This is a genomic window from Rathayibacter caricis DSM 15933, assembly GCF_003044275.1.
Lineage (GTDB): Bacteria > Actinomycetota > Actinomycetes > Actinomycetales > Microbacteriaceae > Rathayibacter > Rathayibacter caricis.
In genome coordinates this window covers 3316296-3334252 of sequence record NZ_PZPL01000001.1, presented here as the reverse complement: position 1 = coordinate 3334252, position 17957 = coordinate 3316296, and the positions used below count along the sequence as shown (strand labels likewise).

Genomic DNA, 17957 nt, shown 5'->3' with positions numbered 1-17957 from the left:
ACTCCTCCTCCGTCATGCCGTGCCTGTCGCCTCGACCAGCGGAGCCGGCCGGCGTCGCGGCGGGTCCGGAAGGAGGTCGCCCGGTCGTGTGGTGATGCGGCGCCCGGTGGGGGTGGTCCAGTCGGCGGTGCCGTCGGGGTGGAGGACGTAGGTCCAGCGGTCGCCGTGGCGGACGTGGTGGTGGGCGGTGCAGAGGGAGGCGAGGTTCTCGAGGCTCGTCTCCCCGCCGTGACGCCATTCGACGGAGTGATCCGCTTCGGCGCGGGATGCAGGGCGGGTGCAGCCGGGGAAGCGGCACGTCCGGTCGCGCAGCTGGAGCGCGAGCCGCATCCGCGGTGGCGGAAGACGGTGTGTGCGGCCCACCGAGAGGACCGTGCCGGTGTCGGGGTCGGTGAGGACGCGGGTGATCGTCGTGGCGGCTCCGGCGAGTTCGCGGGCGACGTGGGCGGGGATGAGTCCGTAGCCGTCGAGGTCGGCGGGGGCGTCGTCGTGGCCGGTTGCGGTGCTCGCGGTGAGGGTCAACCGGACTTCGGCCCGTACGCCGGGCACGAACGTCGCAGGGGCGGCCGCACTGTCGGACGCCTCGCCGTCGCCGGGCGGGGTCGTCCCGAACACATCGCCGTCGCAGAGCAGATCCGCGAGCGCATCGGCGCGCAACTGCGCGAGCGTGCGCTGCTCGCCGCAGGCCTCGGTCGCTGCGCTCACCTCGTCCGCCGGGCCGATCCTCCCGTCGTCGTCCCTTCCGTCGCCGTCTGCGCTGTCGCGCAGGCAGCGCGCGATGCGGTCCAGCCGCGCGTACGCCCCGACGGCGACCGGGGCGGGCAGCAGTGCGCACAGCAGCGCCATGCCGTCCGCGTCCGGGACCAGCCAGACCGCGCGATCCTCCCGAGCCCGCGCATGCCGATCGGCGAGCGGCTCGACGTGCAGCTCATCGCGCAGTCGCGCCACCCGGCGCCGCAGCTGCGTGGGCGTCAGTACGAGCGCCAGCTCGCACGCCCGCTCGTCGAACACCGCCCGCGACTCCGGCGGCAGGCTGCCGGCGGTCGCGCAGATGATCCGGCCCGCCTCCCACCGCAGCCTCGCCCCAGCGAGCGCCTCCCGCGTGCGCGGGAGATCCTCGATCAGCAGCCGCGCGTCCTCCAGATCGCGGGACACCACCCGCTCCGACACCCCGCACCCCACCGCGAGCTCCGCCCGGACCGAGCGCTCCACCAGATCCGCCGACCCGCCCCGCGGCAGACCCCGCGCGAACGCCTCCGGACACGACACCGCCGCTCGGTACGCCGCATGCAGCTCGACCGCCGCCGCCAGCAGCACCGGCGACGCCGACCGCGCCAACTCACCCGCCCGATCCCCGCGCTCCCGCACGACCTCGAGCACCTCCACCACTTCTGATCCCGTCATACGAGCACAGAACCAGCGACTACTGACATCCCCTCACGTTCGCCCGATGCGACGAGCGCTTCACGCCAGCGGATGCGCCAAGCGCCGGTTCCGCTCCAACGCCGGCGCCCGGGACCCCCTCAGGACTCCTGCACGGCCCTGTCCGACTCCTCCACGATCGAGCGCATCGCCGCCTCCGCCGCCGCTCCGTCCCCCTCCGCCACCGCCACCGCGACCGCCCGGTGCAGCCGCAGCGCCTCGCTGTCGGCCTCCCGCGGCATCAGCGCGTTCCGCGTGCGCCCCGCCAGCACCTCCGCGACCAGGTCGGCGAGCTGCGCGAGCATCGGATTGCCCGATGCCGACAGCAGGGTGCGGTGGAACGTCGTGTCGGCCGCCAGGTACGCGCCCTGGTCGGCCGATCCCGCGTGCGTCGACATCACGCGCACGGCGTCCGTCAGCGCCTCGCGCTGCTCCGCCGTCGCGTTCGCCACGGCCAGCCGAGCGGCCAGCGGCTCGACGCCCAGGCGCAGCTCGCTGAGCTGGTGGAGCTGCCGCTGGCGGTCCGGCCCGTCCAGGCTCCACGCGACGACGCGCGGATCGAGGGCGTTCCACGACTCCGGCGGCTGCACCCGGGTCCCCGCCCGGCGGCGCGAGGTGACCAGGCCGAGCGACTCGAGGACCCGCACCGCCTCGCGCATCACCGAACGGGACACCCCGCGTCGCTCGGCCCGCTCGTCGGCGCTGAACGCGGTCCCCGGGGCGAGCTCCCCGCGCACGATCTGCGAGCCGAGCTCGTCGAGCACCGAGTGGTGCAGGGAGGGCGGCGGCGTCGCAGTCATGCGCCCATCCTCCCAAGCTGACTCTCGACTCCGCGCCATTCATCGGACATACTCGTCGAGAACACCGGTTATGTCGGACATATCCCGCCCTTGCGGGACGTCCGCCAGCCGTCGGACCGATCAAGGATGCTCATGACACCGACCCTCCCCTCCCTCCTCCGCGCCGCGGGGGAGGAGGTCGCCACCACCGCCCCGCAGGGGCAGCTGATCCTCGCCGCGATCCTCGGCATCGCCGTGATCGTCGTCCTGATCACCTGGCTGAAGCTGCACCCCTTCGTCTCGCTGCTCATCGGCGCGCTGACCACGGGCCTCGTCGCCGCGATGGCGCCCGCGGACGCCGTCGCCAGCTTCGCGCTCGGCTTCGGCAACACGATGGGAGGCGTCGGCATCCTGATCGGACTCGGCGCCATGTACGGCAAGCTCCTCGCCGACTCCGGCGGAGCCGACCGCATCGTCGACACCCTCATCGCCCGCTCGAGCACCCGCGCGCTGCCCTGGATGATGGGCTTCGTCGGAGCGCTGATCGGCCTGCCCATGTTCTTCGAGGTCGGCCTCGTCCTCCTCATCCCCGTCGTGATCCTGGTCGCGCGCCGGAGCGGACTGCCGCTCATGACGATCGCGATCCCCACCCTCGCGGGTCTCTCGGTCATGCACGGCCTGGTGCCGCCGCACCCCGGTCCGCTGGTCGCGATCGACGCGCTCGGCGCGAACCTCGGAGTCACGCTCGCGTTCGGCGTGCTCGTCGCGATCCCGACCGTGGTCGTCGCCGGTCCGCTCTTCGGCCGCCTGGCCGCGAAGTGGGCGCCCGTCGAGACTCCGCCGCTCTTCGGCGAGGGCGCCGGCGACGCCCGCGAGCACCGCCCCGGCTTCGTCGCCGCGGTCGCGAGCATCCTGCTCCCCGTCGTGCTCATGCTCGGCAAGGCCGTCGCCGACATCGCCGCTCCCGAGTCCGACGCGGCGTGGAAGGCGGTCCTCGACTTCCTGGGCACCCCGACCATCGCCCTCGGCATCGCCCTGCTCGTCGGTCTCGTGCTGCTGGGCCGCGGCGGCCGGATGAACCGCTCCGAGCTCCAGGACTCGCTCTCCAGCTCCCTCCCGCCCATCGCGGGCATCCTCCTGATCGTCGGCGCGGGCGGCGGATTCAAGCAGGTCCTCGTCGACACCGGCATCGGCAGCGTCGTGGCCCAGCTGGCGGAGGGCAGCGGAGCGTCCGCGCTCCTCCTCGCCTGGCTCGTCGCGGTGGTGATCCGCATCGCCACCGGCTCCGCGACCGTCGCGACGGTGACGGCCGCAGGAATCCTCCAGCCGCTGACCGAGACGATGGACGGACCGATGGTCGCCCTCATGGTGCTCGCGATCGGGGCAGGCTCGGTGTTCCTCTCGCATGTGAACGACGCCGGGTTCTGGCTCGTCAAGGAGTACCTCGGGCTCAGCATCGGCCAGACACTGAAGACGTGGACGGTGATGGAGTGCCTGGTCTCGGTGACCGGGCTCGCCGGCGTCCTCGTGATCGGCCTGTTCGTAGGAGGACTCTGATGCAGCACCCGACCACCGCCCCCGTCCGCGCGATTGTCGTCATGGGCGTCTCCGGCAGCGGGAAGTCGACCGTCGCCGCCCTGCTCGCCGGCTTCCTGCACTGGAGCTTCCTCGAGGGCGACGATCTGCACCCGCGCGCGAACGTCGAGAAGATGGCGGCGGGCATCCCGCTCGACGACTCCGACCGCGCTCCCTGGCTCGCCGAGATCGCCCGGGTGGTCGACGAGCGGATCACGAGCGGCCGCCCCGTCGTCGTGACCTGCTCGGCACTGCGTCGCGCCTACCGCGACATCCTGCGGCGCGACGACCTGGTCTTCGTGCACCTCGCCGGGTCGAAGGAGGTCGTCGCCGGGCGCCTCGCCTCCCGGCTCGACCACTTCATGCCGACGACGCTGCTGGACTCGCAGTTCGGTCTGCTGGAGCCGCTGGGCGACGACGAGCGGCACATCACGGTCGACGTCGGGAACGCTCCGGAGGAGGAGATCGCCGAGATCGTGGAGCGCCTCGGTCTGAGCTGACGCCGCTCCCGGCACGCCCGTCGAGCTCGGCCCGGCCGCGGAACGAGGGCGGACTTGCACGGGGGCCTGCAACACGGAACTGTCGTCCAAGGGGTTGAAGAGATCACGGGAGATCCATGGACGACGAGAACCTGCTCGCGGCGCTGCACCGAGGACGTCCGGCCACGATCATCGAGGCGGCCGAGCTCACCCAGCTCGCTCCCGATCTCGTGCGCTCGAGCGTCCATCGGCTGCGCGAGCGCGGCCTGCTCGGGGGGCAGGACGATCTCCTCGCGTACGTCCCTCCCGCGGAGTGGGCGGCCGCGAGCATCGCTCGGCACACCGACGCCGTCCGCCGCGCCACGGAGGAGTCGGTCGAGGGCATCGAGCGCGTCATGGCCGGTCTGCCGGGGCTGATGGGCGCCTGGTCGGTCGGCGAGGCGTCGGCCGATCTCGTGCCCACCCTGCTCCGGCACGGCCGGCACGCGTCCGAGGACCTCTGGTTCGACCTCGTCCGTCGCGACTCCGGCACGCTGATCGCCGTCCTGCCCGACGTCGAGCGCTTCCTCGATCCGCCCACCGAGCGCGCGATCCGCTTCGGGCAGGCCCTGGCGGCGAAGGACCGCGTCAGGGTCATCATGCCGGCCTCCTGCGTGAGCGACCCGCGCGTCCTCGCCCGCATCGAGGCCTACGAGAAGGCAGGAGTCGAGTACCGACTGCTCGAGAACCCGCCGAGCTGGTTCTGGGTCGACGGCGAGCACCTGGCGGTGCCGTTCGAGTGGGGCGAGACGCGGCCGACCAGCGTCGTGGGTGTGCGGCACGCCGCCCTCGCGGGTCTGGTCAGCGCGTACTTCGAGGAGCTGTGGCGGCAGGCCGTCCCGGTCGCGGCCGTCGAGGAGTCGTGGACCTCGCTGCTGCGCCTCATGCGGACCGGGATCACCCTCGAGACCGCGTCCCACCGGCTGGGCATCAATCCCCGCACCGGGCGTCGCCGCGTCGCCGCGGCCATGGAGCACCACGGAGTCTCGACCCTGTTCGCGCTCGGGACGGCGTGGACCGCGGACAGCGGTGCCGCGCCCGCGAGCGAGTAGCCGTCACTGCCGGCCACCCGCGGAGCACTGCGCGAGTGACCGGCCTTCGCCGACCGGGGTGCCCCCAGTGTCGTGATCGTTGTCCGCCGCCCGCAAGAACCTCTAGAGGACACGTCCGGAAGAGGACACGACCGCTCCGCGGCTCAGCGGCGATCCCGTCGCAGCGCGAGGAGGAGCGCTGCGGCGCCGAGGCCGAGGCAGAGCAGTGTGAGCACCGCGGTTCCCGGAGGCACGAGGTCGACCCCGTCCGTGCAGAGGATCGCGGTCGGCAGGGAGCGCTGCTCCGCCAGTCCGCCGTGGCCGCCCACCGCGCACTCCTCGTCCGGATCCCAGACCATGCCCGCCGCGACGTTCGAGACCGTGCCGACGACGAGGAGGAGGATGCCGAGCACGATCCACGCGGACCGGTTCCCGGGTCCGCCGGCCGCCCCGTGACGCGTCCTCGCGTCGGCGGGCCGGTCCTCGTCGCCGCCGCAGAGGAGAGGTGTCCCGTTCACGCGCGGATCACCGGCTCAGTGCGCACCGTCGTTCCCCATCGCGTGCACGACGGCGCCGTGGCAGCCCGCCCGTGTCCAGTCGTAGGGCCCGTCGGCGTCGTCGCCGTAGAGCGCGATCCACGCGGCACCGCCCGCCTCGGGCAGCCCGGAGCCGTGGCTCTCGGGCGATCGCTCCCACGGGAGCTGGAAGGTGTAGTCGTGTCCCGACTCCGTCATGCACTCCGCGACGAGGAACTGCATGTCGACCCAGGAGCGCATGTTCTCGAGCTCGTCGCCCGTGAGCGCCGCGGGGTACTCGATGACCGCGGCCGAGTCCGCATCGCCGTACAGGCGCACGCCCCACTGGTCGTAGCGTGCTCCGTCGGGCGCGGCGGTCGGAGTCGGCTGCTCCGCGGGCTCGCGCGGCTCGCGGGGGAGCGACTCGTCGGACCGGACGTCGCCGGGAACGGCCGCGAGTGCCTCGTACTGCCGCACCGACGCGCTCGCCCCGACGATCAGCGCGGTCCCGATCCCGACGGTCAGGAGCACCCCGGCCACGGTGAGAGCGACGGCCGCACGGAACCGGGTCCCGCCCTGCTGCCGGCTCACGCCGCCACCGCCCCTTCGGGGCGATGACGCTCGATCGACCAGCAGAGGACGGCGGCGAGAAGGATCAGCCCCTGCGCGTTGCCGAGCAGGAGCAGGCCGAGATCGAGCGCGGGGACGGTGGACACGAGCACCGGCACCGTCGCGCTGACGTACCAGAGCGCGTCGACAGCGACCGTGGGCAGCACGCTGACGCCCACCGCGCCCAGGAGCGCCCCCGCGATCCTCGTCCTCCTGCCCGCGAGCAGGAGGAGCCCGACCGCCGCGATCAGCGTCGCGACGGGAACGGGCAGCAGGGTCGGGAGCGGCACCGTGCTCTCGGTCGTCACCCGGATGCTCGCCCACCCGCCGACGAGGACGGACGCGAGCACGAGCAGCAGTGCGACCGCCTGCAGTCCCGCCGAGAGCGAGCCGACGCGCGCGTCGAACAGGGCCTCCGCACTGCCCTCGCGGAGCCGCGCGCGCCGCCAGAGCAGATCGGCGCCCGCTCCCCGCAGGACCCGGGAACGGATCGCACGAGCGGTCCGCGCGGGGCTCTCCCCGCGCTCCTGCGCCCACAGGGCGTGCTCGTGCAGATCGGAGGCGATCTCGTCGGCCCGATCCGACGCGGCCAGGATGTCGAGTCCGCGGGTGTAGAAGCGGCACCACCGCAGAGCCGAGAGCGTCGACCGGCGGACGGCCGCGGAACGGCGGGTCACGCCGTCCCTCCCGCGAGGAGGTGCGACGACGACGCGGCTCGGGACGCCGCCGCGGCGTGCGCGACTGCCCGCCCCTCGCCGGTCACCTCATAGCAGCGCCGGGGCGGCCGCCCCTGCGCGGTCGCCTCGGCCTTGTCCTCCCACGACGACGTCACCAGGCCGCGCTCCTGCATCCGCCCGAGGGCCTTGTACAGCGTGCCGTGGGCGGTCAGCGCCCCACCGTCCCGCTCGGCGATCGAGGCCGCGAGAGCGAAGCCGTGCACGGGCTCGGCGGCGGCGAGGAGCGCCTCGAGGAGGTCGAGCTCGAGGGGGAGGAGCGTCCCCGGTCTGCGTCTGGGCATGCTCCGAAGAATAGGAAGATAGGGGTCGAGCGTCAAGACGCGCGGCTACGCTCGCTGCATGGGGGCACGGGCGATCGACGTCGAGACGGTCATCGACGCCGATCCAGGGGTGCGCAACAGCGTGTTCGGCGTGCTCTTCGGCTACTCCGGGAGCTTCCGGTGCGAGTGGGTCCCCGCGACCGACGCGCCCGAACGGCTGAAGCCCGTGCGGACGGAGGCGCGCACGTGAGCACTCCCCGGTCGGGCCGAGCCCAGGCGTCCCTGCAGGAGCACCCGTGGGCGCTGGCGCTCGTCAGCGGCCTCTTCGTCGCGGGGATCGTCCTGCTCGCCTCCGACGTCGGCTGGGACCTCACCGCCGACATCGGCGGCAGCCGTCGGCACGCTCCGCTGTGGTTCGTGCTCCTGCTCGGCGTGCCGTTGTTCGGCGCCGGAGTCGTCCTGGGCGTCGTCCAGCAGATCCGGCTGCTGATCCGCCCGCCGGCCCCGCCGCCGTCCGCACCGGATCCCGACGGCCCGGGATGGCTGAGCCGGGGGAGCGGCGAGGACGACCCGCGTGCGTAGGGCGGCCCGCGCCACTCCGGCCGCCGTGGCCGTGGCGCGCCTGCTCGTGTCGGTGGTCGTGCTCGCGGTGCTCGGCTACGCCTACGGCTTGAGAGTGGCGGCGGGCGAGGCGAGTCCCGTCGACTACTTCGGCTACTTCACGAACCAGACCAGCCTGATCCTGAGCGTCGTGCTGCTCGTCTCGGGGGCTGCGGCGCTGGTCGGGCGCACGCCCTCGGAGTCGTCGAGCCTCGTCCGGGGGATCGCCACCGCCTACCTCGTCGTCGTCGGAGTCGTCTACAACACGCTCGTGCCGGGCACGGGATCCGCGCCGCCGTGGGTCAGCGCGCTGCTGCACGTCGTCCTGCCCGTGCTCGCCGTCCTCGACTGGGCCCTCGTCGCCGATAGGCGGCCTCTGCCGTGGCGCAGGCTCCCGCTGGTCCTGCCCTACCCGCTGGTCTGGCTGGTCGTGGTGCTCGTCCGCGGCCGGACGGACGGCTGGGTCCCCTACGGCTTCCTGCTGCCAGCGAACGGTCTGCCGTCCCTGATCGCGCACGTCCTCGGTCTGATCGCCGCGGTGCTCGCGGCGGGCGCGCTCATCTGGGTCCTCAGTCGGCGCTCCGGCCGCCGAGCAGGTCCTCGATCCGCGTGACCGGCAGGTCGAACGCCTCCGCGACCGCCGCGTTCACGACCCGCCCGCCGTGGGTGCTGAGTCCCCGCGCGAGGGCGGGGTCTCTCCGCAGCGCCGCCTCCCAGCCCTGGTCCGCGAGCGCGACGACGTAGGGCAGCGTCGCGTTGGTCAGCGCCCGCGTCGAGGTCTCGGGCACCGCGCCGGGCATGTTGGCGACGCAGTAGTAGACGCTGTCGTGCACGGCGAACACCGGGTCGTCGTGGGTGGTCGGCCGCGAGCCCTCGAAGCAGCCGCCCTGGTCGATGGCGATGTCCACGAGCACCGAGCCCGCCTTCATCGTCGCCACCATCTCGTCGGTGACGAGCTTCGGCGCCCGAGCGCCGGGGATCAGCACCGATCCGACCACCAGGTCGGCGTCGGCGACCTGCGCCGCGATCTCGTACGTCGACGACGCCCGCGTCTGGATCGCTCCGCCGAACCGGTTCTCGAGCTCGCGCAGCCGGGGGAGCGAGAGGTCGACGATCGTCACGTCCGCCCCCATCCCGAGTGCGTTCGCCGCCGCGTGCTCGCCGGCGACTCCTCCGCCGATCACGACGACCTTCGCCTTCGGCGTGCCGGGAACGCCGCCCAGCAGGGTGCCGCGCCCGCCCGCCGCACTCATCAGGTGGTACGCGCCGACGGTGATCGACAGGCGTCCCGCGACCTCGCTCATCGGCGAGAGCAGCGGCAGCTGACGGTTCGGCAGCTGCACCGTCTCGTAGGCGATCGCCGTGGTCCCGGAGGCGAGCAGCGCGTCGGTGCACGGGCGGGACGCGGCGAGGTGGAGGTAGGTGAAGAGCACCTGGCCCGCGCGCATCCGCGGGTACTCCGCCTCGATCGGCTCCTTCACCTTCAGGACGAGGTCGGCCTCGCCCCAGACCTCGTCGGCGTCCGCGGCGAGCCGTGCTCCGGCCGCGGCGAAGTCCTCGTCCAAGAGGCGGGAGCCCAGGCCCGCGCCCGACTGCACGAGCACGTCGTGCCCGCGCCGGACGAGCTCGTGGACGCCGGCGGGCGTCGCGGCGACGCGGCTCTCGTTGTTCTTGATCTCGCTGGGGATCCCGATGCGCATGGCGGCTCCTCGATTCGCGGGCGCCCGAGGTGCAGCGCCCGACGCTGGGCGGTGGACGCCGATCCTGCGCCGACGTCGCTCCTATCGTGCGAAGATCGTGTTTCCGACGGGTGACGTTCCGCAGGATCGTCGAAGAATGCGCGCAGTTCCGCACGATCGGCGGTCCGAGAAGGGCAGGCGGCGATGAGACCGAAGGATCTGCACGACCTCGGCGACCTCGATCCGGTCGATCGCGCACTGGTGCGCCTCCTGCGAGCGGATGCGCGGACGCCGAACAGCCGCCTCGCCGAGCAGGCGGGCATCGCGCCGTCCACCTGCGTCTCGCGCGTGCGCTCGCTCGTCGAGCGCGGCATCATCACGGGCTTCACAGCCGAGCTCGACCCGGCCGCCCTCGGACTCACGCTGCAGGCTCTGATCAGCGTGAGCATCCGGGTCGGTCAGCGACAGGCGATCACCCGGTTCGCCGACGAGATCCGGGCGCTGCCCGAGGTCGTGCAGCTCTTCTTCCTCGGCGGCTCCGAGGACTTCATCATCCACGTCGCCGTCCGCGACTCGAACGACGTGCGCGACTTCGTGGTCTCGAACCTGTCGGCTCACCCCGCGGTCGCGTCGACCCGCACCAGCATCGTGTTCGACCACCACCGCAAGGGCCCGGCGGTCCCGGAGTAGGTCAGTGCGCTCCGGGGTTCATCTCGCCGTTGCTGCGATCGGTCAGCCCGGGGATCCGCTTCGCGAGCCCGGGGATGCTCTCCTCCGACAGCTCGATACGGGTGTCGCGCAGGCGCTGGCGCAGCAGCGCCTCCGGGTCCTCGTCGGGCCGCAGCTGCAGATCGCCGGCGACCTGCAGCAGGATCCCCCGCAGCTTCTCGTCGAGCACCGCGTCGTCGCTGCCGTGCTGGATCGGGTGGTCCTGGGATGCGTTCGTCATGGCTCCATGCTTCCACCCCCGTCGGGCGTCGGCGACTCCTTGCGGCGGGGCGTCCGGGGGAGGATGGAGTCGTGCCCTTCACCCGCGCCCAGCTCGCGTCCTTCCGCGACCGCACGGTCGAGGATCTGCTGGGCCCCGACGTCCGCCTGCTCTTCGTCGGCATCAACCCCGGCCTCTGGACGGCGGCGACGGGCGCGCACTTCGCGCACCCCGGCAACCGCTTCTACCCGGCCCTGCTCGCGGCGGGGATCCTCGAGCGGCCGATGCGCGTGTCGGAGGGGATGAGCGACGAGGACCGCCGCCTGCTGATCGATCGCGGGATCGGCATCACGAACCTCGCAGCGCGGGCCACCTCGCGCGCCGACGAGCTGAGCGGCGAGGAGCTGCGCGCCGGGGCGCGACGGCTGGTCGCCACCGTCGAGCGGGTGCGTCCCTCCGCCGTCGCGATGGTCGGCATCACCGCGTACCGCGCGGCGTTCGGTCGGCGCTCGGCGAAGCAGGGGCGTCAGGAGGAGGGGATCGCGGGCGTCCCGCTGTGGGTCCTGCCCAATCCGAGCGGTCTGAACGCGCACGACACCACGGAGTCCCTCGGCCGCGCCTATCGCGAGCCCGCCGTCGCGGCCGGGATCGTCCCGGATCCGCCGCAGGAATAGCCCACGACCTCGGGAGGTTGCAGAAGTCCATGAGTATGCATGAAGTGAAGTTCGGCGTCGACACGTTCGGCGACGTCACCCGCGGCGCCGACGGCGCCCTGCTCCCGCACGGCCAGGTCCTGCGCGACGTCGTCGAGGAGGGCGTGCTCGCCGACGCGGTCGGCATCGACTTCTTCGGAGTGGGCGAGCACCACCGCGCCGACTTCGCGGTGAGCGCTCCCGACGTGGTCCTGGCCGCGATCGCGGGCCGGACCGAGCGCATCCACCTCGGATCCGCCGTCACCGTCCTCTCCTCCGACGACCCCGTCCGCGTCTTCCAGCGCTTCGCGACCCTCGACGGAGTCTCGAACGGGCGCGCGGAGGTCATCCTCGGCCGCGGCTCCTTCACCGAGTCCTTCCCCCTCTTCGGCCTCGACCTCTCGCAGTACGAGCTCCTCTTCGAGGAGAAGCTGGAGCTCTTCCACGCCCTCCTCGAGGGCGGACCGGTGACCTGGGAGGGCCGCACCCGCGCCGCGCTCACCGAGCAGAGCGTGTTCCCCTCCGTCGAGAACGGGCGCCTGCGCACCTGGATCGGCGTCGGCGGCAGCCCGGAGTCGGTCGTCCGCGCCGCCCGGTTCGGCTTCCCGCTGGTGCTGGCGATCATCGGCGGCTCGCCGGCCCGCTTCCGCCCCTACGTCGACCTCTTCGGCCGTGCCCTCGACCAGCTCGAGCAGCCGCGCCTCCCGGTCGCCGTGCACTCGCCCGGCTTCGTCGCCGACACCGACGAGGAGGCGCGCGAGCTCTACTTCCCGCATTACAAGGGCATGGCCGACGCCATCGGCCGCGAGCGCGGCTGGTCCCCGCTCACTCCCGAGCGCTTCGCGGAGGAGGCCGGCCCCGACGGCGCGCTGCACGTCGGCTCGCCCGAGACCGTGGCCCGCAAGATCGCCAGCACCGTCGGCGCCCTGGGCATCGACCGCTTCGACCTCAAGTACAGCGCCGGCACCCTGCCGCACGCGGCGATCATGCACAACCTCGAGCTGTACGGCACCCGCGTGATCCCGCTGGTGCGCGAGATGCTCGCCGAGGGCTGAGCCGGTCGGGAGCGCCTGCAGGGGCGCTCTCGACCCCCGGCCGCTTCCGAGCGCACGCCCTGCGCGCTCCCATCGGCCGCCCGGCCGCCGCCGATATGCTCGAGGGCTCGCACCGCTCCTCGACCCCTCCGGAAGACCATGCCCGACAGCCACGCCGCCCGCACGCCCTACGAGGTCCTCGGCGTCCCCGCCACCGCGTCCGACGACGAGCTGCGGAAGGCCTACCGCCGACTGCTCCGCGAGACCCACCCCGACACCGGAGGCGACGCCGCCTCGTTCCACGCGGTCCAGCTCGCCTGGGAGCGGATCGGCAGCGCCTCCGCCCGCACCGACTACGACCGCGGCGCTCCGGCCCCGGGCGCGCAGTCCCCGCAGTCGCCCTACACCGGGTCGCCCCGGCCGCAGACCGCCTCCGCCGTCCGCGCCCGCTCGTACGGCCACCCGGGCGGAGCCGCCCGCGAGTACTACCTGCGCCTCGTGCGGGAGTGGCTCGGCCGCGGCGTCGACATCGACGACCCGTTCGATCCGGCGATCGTCCGCTCCGCGCCGCGCGAAGTGCGGCGCTGGCTCGCGAAGGCGCAGGCCGAGGAGGCCACCGCCTCGCTCGTCGCCTCGCTGGGCATCGCCTACACGATCTGGAACGACGTGGCCGTCGGCGACGGCGGGCTCAAGATCGACCACGTCGTCCTCGGCCCGTCCGGGCTGCTCGCCCTGACCTCGGCCGACTGGGGCGACCAGGTGCGCCTGCGCAAGGGCGAGGTCGAGGGCGCCGGAGTCGCCGACGACGAGAAGCCGATCGCGTCGCTCTCGAAGGCGGCGAGGCGCCTGGGCCGCGAGCTCGGCGTGCGGTTCTCGGCAAGCGTCGTCGTCGTGCCCGACGACGGCCTCGAGCAGCCCTACGAGCAGGTCGAGCGCGGCCGGCACCAGGGCGCGGTACTGATCCGGCGCTCGCTCCTCCCGCAGCTGCTGCGCTCGGGCACCGACGACCGCCTCGGCGGCTACGGCGAGTCCTTCGAGGTCCGCACCCGCGTGCAGAACCGCGTCCGCTTCGTCTGACCGCTCCCGCTAGCCGCCGCGCGTCGCCCGTGCAAGGGGTTAGCAGCCGCCCCGGCCGCCGCGCACCATGGGACCGTGCCCCGGGGCACGCGACGTCGAGCGGAACGAGGAGCGACCATGGTGCGATTCGGATACACCCTGATGACCGAGCAGAGCGGACCCAAGCAACTGGTCGGCTACGCCGTCGACGCCGAGAGGCACGGCTTCGAGTTCGCCGTCTCGAGCGACCACTACTCGCCCTGGCTGACCGAGCAGGGGCACGCCTCCTACGCCTGGACCCTCCTGGGCGCGGTCGCGCAGGCGACGTCCACGATCGACCTCACCACCTACGTCACGGCTCCCACGATCCGGTACCACCCGGCCGTCGTCGCCCAGAAGGCCGCGACTCTCGCGATCCTCTCGGACGACCGCTTCACCCTCGGTCTGGGATCGGGGGAGAACCTGAACGAGCACGTCGTCGGCGAGGGCTGGCCGGCCGTCTCGGTCCGCCAGGACATGCTCGAGGAGGCGGTGCACATCATCCGCGCGCTGCACACCGGCGAGCTGGTGACGTGGGAGGGCGAGTACTTCCGCGTCGACTCCGCGCGCATCTGGGACCTGCCGGACAAGCCCGTCGAGATCGGCCTCGCCGTCTCGGGCGAGAAGTCGATCGAGCGCTTCGCGCCGCTCGGCGACCACCTGATCACCACCGAGCCCGACGCCGAGCTGATCTCGCAGTGGACGGCCGTCCGCGGTGCCGACGCCGCGCCGTCGCGCACGATCGGGCAGATCCCGATCTGCTGGGCCCCGGACAAGGAGCAGGGCATCGCGCTCGCGCACGAGCAGTTCCGCTGGTTCGCCGGCGGCTGGGCCGTGAACGCCGACCTGCCGACCCCGGCCGGCTTCTCCGGAGCGTCGAAGTTCGTGCGCCCCGAGGACGTGGCCGAGCAGATCGCCTGCGGACCCGACCTCGACGAGCTCGCCGAGAGCTTCGTGCCCTACATCGAGGCCGGGTTCACGGACATCGCGCTGGTCCAGGTCGGCGACGAGCTGCAGCAGCGCTTCCTCGACGAGGCGGCCGACGGCCTCCTCGAGCGCCTGCGCGCCCTCGCGCCGTGAGCGATCCCGTGATGCTCAGAAGCCGCGCAGCCGCTCGATCTCGCGGCGGTCGCGCTTGGTCGGCCGTCCGGCTCCCCGGTCGCGCTCGATGATCGCGGGCGCCGATTCGCGCGGCGGGGGCGGCGGAGTGAGATCCTCCGCGCACTCCGCCGCGATCGGCGCGCCGACCCGCTTCACGATCAGCCCGCGCACGACGAGGCGACGGTCGAATCCGGCGATGCGGGCGCGGACCTCGTCGCCGACCTTCACGGTCTGCGCTGCCTTCGCCCGCTCGCCGTTGACGCGGATGTGGCCCGCGCGGGCCGCCGAGGTCGCGGCCGACCGCGTCTTGTACACGCGGACCGCCCACAGCCAGGCGTCCACGCGCACGGCGCCGGTGACCGGGATCTGCATCCGTCCAGTCTACGAACCCGGGAGCCGGGTGGTCCCTCCGGGCCGCTCGGCGGACCCGCACACCCCGCGGTCCCCAGGACCGCCCGACAAAGGAGGTCTCCTCATGAGCACCGACCACGGCAACACCGGCTCGAACCCCAACGGCAGCACCTACACCGGACAGGAGGACGCTTCTGTCGCCGAGGCGACCGCCACGAGCACGGCCGCCGGCACCCCGGGCGATGTCGGCATGAGCGCGACGAGCGCGCGCTCCTCCGACGGTGGCACCGGCGTCCCGACCCGCGGCGCGCCCCCGCACAGCGGACTGCCGTCGGAGCTGCGCGACACCGCGTTCGAGCACGCGGGCGCCGAGTACGCGCTCGTCCCGTCCGGCCACGAGGAGTGGCAGGTCCGCCACCCCGACGGCCGCGCCGTCGGGAAGCTCGCCGTGATCTCGCACGCGGGCGAGGAGGCGGAGGCCGTCTTCGTCTCGAGCCGCCTCGGCTCCGAGGACGCCGTCGCCGAGGGCACCGACTGGCGCGGACTGGTGTCGGCCGTCATCAACGACGAGGCCGCCGACCAGCGCGAGGGCGTCGACCTCGACCCCGCCGCCGTCCGCGTGCGGGGCGGGCTGATCAGCCGCGAGGCGACGGACGTGACCGACCTCTCCTAGGACGAGGCGCTTCCGGGCGCCGCGTCAGCGCGCGAGCAGCGCCGCGTTGATCCGAGCCGAGAGCTCGGCGTCGACGCGGCGCTCGCTCCCGTCCACGGCGCGAATCGGAGCGGCGTTCCGCGCGCTCGAGACCAGCCAGGCGGCGTCCGCGGCGTCCAGGTCCTCGCGGCGGAGGGCCCGGAAGGCGGTCCGCAGACCGAGTCCGTCCGCCAGCGCGAACAGGTCGGCCTGCGTCGTCCCGGGCAGGAGCCCCAGGCTCGGCGGCGGGGTGAGCAGCGTGCCGCCCGTGAGCAGCACGAGGTTCGAGGTCGGGCCCTCCAGCAGGAACCCGTCGCTCGAGACGAAGAGCGCGTCGTCCGCCCCGCGCCGCACCGCCTCGCGCGACGCCGCGCGGTTGACCGCGTATGAGAGCGTCTTCGCCCCCGCGAGCAGCCAGGGCGAGGTCTCCCGCACGTCCGAGCGCAGCCCCCGGTCCAGCAGCACGATCCGCACTCCGTCCCGCCGCGCGGGGCCGAAGTCCGGACTCGTCTGGACGAACACCACGCCCGTCGGCCGTCCGTCGCCCTCGAGCCCGCGCGTCAGGATCGTCTTCACCATCGCCTCCGGCACCCGCGGATGCGAGGCGACCGCCGTGTCGATCGCGTGCCGCCATGCGGCGCCGTCGGGCTCCGGCAGCTCCAGCATCCGGGCCGAGGCCGCGAAGCGGTCGAGGTGTGCGTCGAGCGCCTGCAGCCGCCCGTCGACGAGATTGATCGTCTCGAAGACGCCGTCGCCCCGGGTGAAGCCGAGATCGGTGACGTCGATCCCGCCGACGCCGGTCGGATCGACGACCGCCGCCGCGGCGAGGCCGTGGCCCGGTGACGCCTCGGAGGGGCGGTCGAGCAGGACGAGGGTGTCAGCGGGCATGGGCGGTGCGGTCCTTCCGGAGGGAGCGGCGAGCGGAGGAGCGGAGCAGCGCGATCGTCAGCAGCGCGCCCAGGAGCGATCCGAGTCCGTTCGAGACGAGGTCGCGGACGTCCGAGACGCGCGACGGCAGCCAGAGCAGCTGGATCGTCTCGACGAGCATCGAGACGCCGAGCCCGATCAGGGCGGCGAGCAGACGGCGGCGCGGAGGCAGCTGCGCGGCCAGCAGCGCCCCGAGCGGCACGAGCATGAGCACGTTCGCGGTGAACTCGGCGACGTCGTAGTCGAACCACGAGGTCAGCGGAGTCGAGCCGAGGAAGGCGATGATCGAGCGGACGAGCGTCGACGGCTCCCCGGCCGGGTACGGTGCAGGAGTCAGCGTGATCAGCGCGATGACCGCGAGCCAGAGCACCGTCGCGAGACCGAGGACTCCTGAGCGGCGCATCGTCCGATTCTGCCAGCCGCGGGGAGTCGCACCGTCCGGTCGTCCCGGCGCGGTGTGTCAGGCTGGAGGGCATGACGGGCAGCGACAGCGGCGGCGACGCCGCGCTTCCGCGCCACCCCTTCGACGCGTCGCTCGGCGACGGCTGGGTCGAGGTCGGGGACGGGCGCCGGTTCTGGGGCCGTTTCGGCGCGGCCGGTCTGCTCCTCCGCGACCCCGACGGCCGGGTGCTGCTGCAGCACCGCGTCGCCTGGAGCCACTTCGGCGGCACCTGGGGACTCCCCGGAGGGGCCCGCCACCCCGAGGAGACGGCCTTCGAGGCCGCCCTGCGCGAGTCGGTGGAGGAGGCGGGCGTCCCGCCCGAGCTCGTCGTCCCCGATGCCGCCAGTGTCGTCACCGTCGGACCCTGGAGCTACACCACCGTCCTCGCGCACGCGCTCGAGCACTTCGAGCCGCGCATCGCCGACGCCGAGAGCACCGAGCTGCGGTGGGTCGCCCCCGACGACGTCGAGGCGCTGCCGCTGCATCCCGGCTTCGGCGCCTCCTGGAGCGGGCTGCGCGCGCTCGACGCGGCGCTGCCCGTGCTGGTCGTCGACGCCGCGAACGTCGTCGGCTCCCGGCCCGACGGCTGGTGGCGCGACCGCGCGGGAGCCGCGGAGCGGCTCCTCGACGGCCTGGCCGCTCTGGCGGTCGCGGGTCTGCCCGGCGCGGTGCTCGGAGTCGCCGCCGATCGCGTCTGGCCGCGGATCGCCGTGGTACTCGAGGGCGCGGCCCGCGACGCCGACACCACGGCCGCCCTCGCCGCCGTCCCGCCACGGCGCCTCCGGATCGAGTCGGCGGACGGCTCGGGCGACGACGCGATCGTCGCCCTGGTGCGCGCTCTCGACGCACCCGCCGCCGTGGTCACCGCCGACCGCGAGCTGATCGCCCGCGTGAGCGCCCTCGGAGCCGCCGCCCTCGGCCCCCGCACCCTGCTCGACCTCCTCGCACCCCGCGATCCGCGCGGGGAATAG

Annotated in this window: 24 protein-coding genes; 13 read left to right on the top strand and 11 right to left on the bottom strand. The window is 73.6% G+C overall.

Annotation, left to right across the window (positions count from 1 at the left end; all coding sequences use genetic code 11):
• Positions 1 to 12 precede the first annotated feature (12 nt).
• A complete protein-coding gene (locus C1I63_RS15540; protein ID WP_107575347.1) occupies positions 13 to 1404 on the bottom strand; it encodes an HNH endonuclease signature motif containing protein in 1392 nt (463 codons plus the stop codon).
• 119 nt (positions 1405 to 1523) lie between these two features.
• A complete protein-coding gene (locus C1I63_RS15535; protein ID WP_107575346.1) occupies positions 1524 to 2222 on the bottom strand; it encodes a FadR/GntR family transcriptional regulator in 699 nt (232 codons plus the stop codon).
• Positions 2223 to 2354: 132 nt separating this feature from the next.
• Here C1I63_RS15535 and C1I63_RS15530 point away from each other — a divergent pair, with 132 nt between their 5' ends.
• From C1I63_RS15530 to C1I63_RS15520, 3 genes are all read left to right on the top strand, one after another.
• On the top strand, positions 2355 to 3758 hold the full coding sequence (locus C1I63_RS15530; protein ID WP_107575345.1) for a GntP family permease: 1404 nt from the start codon (positions 2355 to 2357) through the stop codon (positions 3756 to 3758).
• A complete protein-coding gene (locus tag C1I63_RS15525) occupies positions 3758 to 4276 on the top strand; it encodes a gluconokinase (RefSeq protein ID WP_055794850.1) in 519 nt (172 codons plus the stop codon). Before C1I63_RS15530 ends, C1I63_RS15525 begins: the two co-directional genes overlap by 1 nt.
• A gap of 116 nt (positions 4277 to 4392) precedes the next feature.
• A complete protein-coding gene (locus tag C1I63_RS15520) occupies positions 4393 to 5346 on the top strand; it encodes a hypothetical protein (RefSeq protein ID WP_107575344.1) in 954 nt (317 codons plus the stop codon).
• Positions 5347 to 5489: 143 nt separating this feature from the next.
• Here C1I63_RS15520 and C1I63_RS15515 read toward each other — a convergent pair whose 3' ends face one another.
• From C1I63_RS15515 to C1I63_RS15500, 4 genes are read right to left on the bottom strand one after another with little or no spacing between them, the layout of a single operon-like run.
• Positions 5490 to 5843: a hypothetical protein gene (locus C1I63_RS15515; protein WP_107575343.1), complete on the bottom strand. Its 354-nt coding sequence runs from the start codon at positions 5841 to 5843 to the stop codon at positions 5490 to 5492.
• Between the two features lie 15 nt (positions 5844 to 5858).
• Positions 5859 to 6431 (bottom strand): hypothetical protein, encoded by a 573-nt coding sequence (locus tag C1I63_RS15510; protein WP_107575342.1) that lies wholly within the window; start codon positions 6429 to 6431, stop codon positions 5859 to 5861.
• Positions 6428 to 7126, bottom strand: a complete 699-nt coding sequence (locus C1I63_RS15505) for a hypothetical protein (protein ID WP_107575341.1) — start codon at positions 7124 to 7126, stop codon at positions 6428 to 6430. The genes C1I63_RS15510 and C1I63_RS15505 overlap by 4 nt, the downstream gene beginning before the upstream one ends.
• Complete coding sequence (locus tag C1I63_RS15500; protein ID WP_107575340.1) at positions 7123 to 7467, bottom strand: PadR family transcriptional regulator; 345 nt, start codon at positions 7465 to 7467, stop codon at positions 7123 to 7125. Before C1I63_RS15500 ends, C1I63_RS15505 begins: the two co-directional genes overlap by 4 nt.
• A gap of 58 nt (positions 7468 to 7525) precedes the next feature.
• Here C1I63_RS15500 and C1I63_RS19995 point away from each other — a divergent pair, with 58 nt between their 5' ends.
• Genes C1I63_RS19995 through C1I63_RS15485 form a run of 3 tightly spaced genes read left to right on the top strand, consistent with a single transcriptional unit; the run spans position 7526 to position 8659 of the window.
• Positions 7526 to 7696: a hypothetical protein gene (locus tag C1I63_RS19995; RefSeq protein ID WP_211315630.1), complete on the top strand. Its 171-nt coding sequence runs from the start codon at positions 7526 to 7528 to the stop codon at positions 7694 to 7696.
• Positions 7693 to 8028: a hypothetical protein gene (locus C1I63_RS15490; protein WP_107575339.1), complete on the top strand. Its 336-nt coding sequence runs from the start codon at positions 7693 to 7695 to the stop codon at positions 8026 to 8028. Before C1I63_RS19995 ends, C1I63_RS15490 begins: the two co-directional genes overlap by 4 nt.
• A complete protein-coding gene (locus tag C1I63_RS15485) occupies positions 8021 to 8659 on the top strand; it encodes a Pr6Pr family membrane protein (protein WP_107575338.1) in 639 nt (212 codons plus the stop codon). The genes C1I63_RS15490 and C1I63_RS15485 overlap by 8 nt, the downstream gene beginning before the upstream one ends.
• Here C1I63_RS15485 and ald read toward each other — a convergent pair.
• Entirely contained in the window at positions 8616 to 9746 is a 1131-nt protein-coding gene (gene ald, locus C1I63_RS15480; protein ID WP_107575337.1) for an alanine dehydrogenase, read from the bottom strand. The two genes, C1I63_RS15485 and ald, sit on opposite strands and share 44 nt — an antisense overlap.
• A 183-nt stretch (positions 9747 to 9929) precedes the next feature.
• On the opposite strand from ald, the gene C1I63_RS15475 reads away from it, so the two are divergent.
• Entirely contained in the window at positions 9930 to 10415 is a 486-nt protein-coding gene (locus C1I63_RS15475) for an Lrp/AsnC family transcriptional regulator (RefSeq protein WP_056867545.1), read from the top strand.
• 1 nt (position 10416) lies between these two features.
• On the opposite strand, the gene C1I63_RS15470 is transcribed toward C1I63_RS15475, so the two are convergent.
• A complete protein-coding gene (locus C1I63_RS15470) occupies positions 10417 to 10674 on the bottom strand; it encodes a hypothetical protein (protein ID WP_055794872.1) in 258 nt (85 codons plus the stop codon).
• Positions 10675 to 10745: 71 nt separating this feature from the next.
• On the opposite strand from C1I63_RS15470, the gene mug reads away from it, so the two are divergent.
• From mug to C1I63_RS15450, 4 genes are all read left to right on the top strand, one after another.
• The gene (mug, locus tag C1I63_RS15465) at positions 10746 to 11327 is read left to right on the top strand and encodes a G/U mismatch-specific DNA glycosylase (protein ID WP_055794875.1); all 582 of its coding nucleotides are present in this window, start codon (positions 10746 to 10748) and stop codon (positions 11325 to 11327) included.
• 35 nt (positions 11328 to 11362) lie between these two features.
• The gene (locus C1I63_RS15460) at positions 11363 to 12400 is read left to right on the top strand and encodes an LLM class flavin-dependent oxidoreductase (protein ID WP_107575336.1); all 1038 of its coding nucleotides are present in this window, start codon (positions 11363 to 11365) and stop codon (positions 12398 to 12400) included.
• A gap of 138 nt (positions 12401 to 12538) precedes the next feature.
• Positions 12539 to 13456, top strand: coding sequence for a J domain-containing protein (locus C1I63_RS15455; protein WP_107575335.1), 918 nt, complete (start codon positions 12539 to 12541; stop codon positions 13454 to 13456).
• Positions 13457 to 13573: 117 nt separating this feature from the next.
• Positions 13574 to 14554 (top strand): TIGR03557 family F420-dependent LLM class oxidoreductase, encoded by a 981-nt coding sequence (locus tag C1I63_RS15450; RefSeq protein WP_107575334.1) that lies wholly within the window; start codon positions 13574 to 13576, stop codon positions 14552 to 14554.
• Between the two features lie 15 nt (positions 14555 to 14569).
• Here the strand turns inward: C1I63_RS15450 and C1I63_RS15445 are convergent, their stop codons facing one another.
• On the bottom strand, positions 14570 to 14947 hold the full coding sequence (locus C1I63_RS15445; RefSeq protein ID WP_107575333.1) for an RNA-binding S4 domain-containing protein: 378 nt from the start codon (positions 14945 to 14947) through the stop codon (positions 14570 to 14572).
• A gap of 103 nt (positions 14948 to 15050) precedes the next feature.
• Between C1I63_RS15445 and C1I63_RS15440 the strand changes: the two genes are divergently transcribed.
• Positions 15051 to 15599 carry a hypothetical protein gene (locus tag C1I63_RS15440; protein WP_107575332.1) on the top strand — a complete coding sequence of 183 codons (549 nt, stop codon included), beginning with the start codon at positions 15051 to 15053 and terminating at the stop codon, positions 15597 to 15599.
• A 24-nt stretch (positions 15600 to 15623) separates the two neighbouring features.
• Here C1I63_RS15440 and C1I63_RS15435 read toward each other — a convergent pair whose 3' ends face one another.
• Positions 15624 to 16505: an aminotransferase class IV gene (locus C1I63_RS15435; protein ID WP_107575331.1), complete on the bottom strand. Its 882-nt coding sequence runs from the start codon at positions 16503 to 16505 to the stop codon at positions 15624 to 15626.
• Positions 16495 to 16947: a VanZ family protein gene (locus tag C1I63_RS15430; RefSeq protein ID WP_107575330.1), complete on the bottom strand. Its 453-nt coding sequence runs from the start codon at positions 16945 to 16947 to the stop codon at positions 16495 to 16497. Before C1I63_RS15430 ends, C1I63_RS15435 begins: the two co-directional genes overlap by 11 nt.
• A gap of 71 nt (positions 16948 to 17018) precedes the next feature.
• Between C1I63_RS15430 and C1I63_RS15425 the strand changes: the two genes are divergently transcribed.
• A complete protein-coding gene (locus C1I63_RS15425) occupies positions 17019 to 17957 on the top strand; it encodes an NUDIX domain-containing protein (RefSeq protein WP_107575329.1) in 939 nt (312 codons plus the stop codon).

What these genes read in the sequence shown, in the direction of transcription:
- C1I63_RS15540 (WP_107575347.1), bottom strand. Translation starts at nt 1,404, where the DNA reads ATGACGGGATCAGAAGTGGTGGAGGTGCTCGAGGTCGTGCGGGAGCGC.
- C1I63_RS15535 (WP_107575346.1), bottom strand. Translation starts at nt 2,222, where the DNA reads ATGACTGCGACGCCGCCGCCCTCCCTGCACCACTCGGTGCTCGACGAG.
- C1I63_RS15530 (WP_107575345.1), top strand. Translation starts at nt 2,355, where the DNA reads ATGACACCGACCCTCCCCTCCCTCCTCCGCGCCGCGGGGGAGGAGGTC.
- C1I63_RS15525 (WP_055794850.1), top strand. Translation starts at nt 3,758, where the DNA reads ATGCAGCACCCGACCACCGCCCCCGTCCGCGCGATTGTCGTCATGGGC.
- C1I63_RS15520 (WP_107575344.1), top strand. Translation starts at nt 4,393, where the DNA reads ATGGACGACGAGAACCTGCTCGCGGCGCTGCACCGAGGACGTCCGGCC.
- C1I63_RS15500 (WP_107575340.1), bottom strand. Translation starts at nt 7,467, where the DNA reads ATGCCCAGACGCAGACCGGGGACGCTCCTCCCCCTCGAGCTCGACCTC.
- C1I63_RS19995 (WP_211315630.1), top strand. Translation starts at nt 7,526, where the DNA reads ATGGGGGCACGGGCGATCGACGTCGAGACGGTCATCGACGCCGATCCA.
- ald (WP_107575337.1), bottom strand. Translation starts at nt 9,746, where the DNA reads ATGCGCATCGGGATCCCCAGCGAGATCAAGAACAACGAGAGCCGCGTC.
- C1I63_RS15475 (WP_056867545.1), top strand. Translation starts at nt 9,930, where the DNA reads ATGAGACCGAAGGATCTGCACGACCTCGGCGACCTCGATCCGGTCGAT.
- C1I63_RS15470 (WP_055794872.1), bottom strand. Translation starts at nt 10,674, where the DNA reads ATGACGAACGCATCCCAGGACCACCCGATCCAGCACGGCAGCGACGAC.
- C1I63_RS15460 (WP_107575336.1), top strand. Translation starts at nt 11,363, where the DNA reads ATGCATGAAGTGAAGTTCGGCGTCGACACGTTCGGCGACGTCACCCGC.
- C1I63_RS15455 (WP_107575335.1), top strand. Translation starts at nt 12,539, where the DNA reads ATGCCCGACAGCCACGCCGCCCGCACGCCCTACGAGGTCCTCGGCGTC.
- C1I63_RS15450 (WP_107575334.1), top strand. Translation starts at nt 13,574, where the DNA reads ATGGTGCGATTCGGATACACCCTGATGACCGAGCAGAGCGGACCCAAG.
- C1I63_RS15445 (WP_107575333.1), bottom strand. Translation starts at nt 14,947, where the DNA reads ATGCAGATCCCGGTCACCGGCGCCGTGCGCGTGGACGCCTGGCTGTGG.
- C1I63_RS15440 (WP_107575332.1), top strand. Translation starts at nt 15,051, where the DNA reads ATGAGCACCGACCACGGCAACACCGGCTCGAACCCCAACGGCAGCACC.
- C1I63_RS15435 (WP_107575331.1), bottom strand. Translation starts at nt 16,505, where the DNA reads ATGCCCGCTGACACCCTCGTCCTGCTCGACCGCCCCTCCGAGGCGTCA.
- C1I63_RS15430 (WP_107575330.1), bottom strand. Translation starts at nt 16,947, where the DNA reads ATGCGCCGCTCAGGAGTCCTCGGTCTCGCGACGGTGCTCTGGCTCGCG.
- C1I63_RS15425 (WP_107575329.1), top strand. Translation starts at nt 17,019, where the DNA reads ATGACGGGCAGCGACAGCGGCGGCGACGCCGCGCTTCCGCGCCACCCC.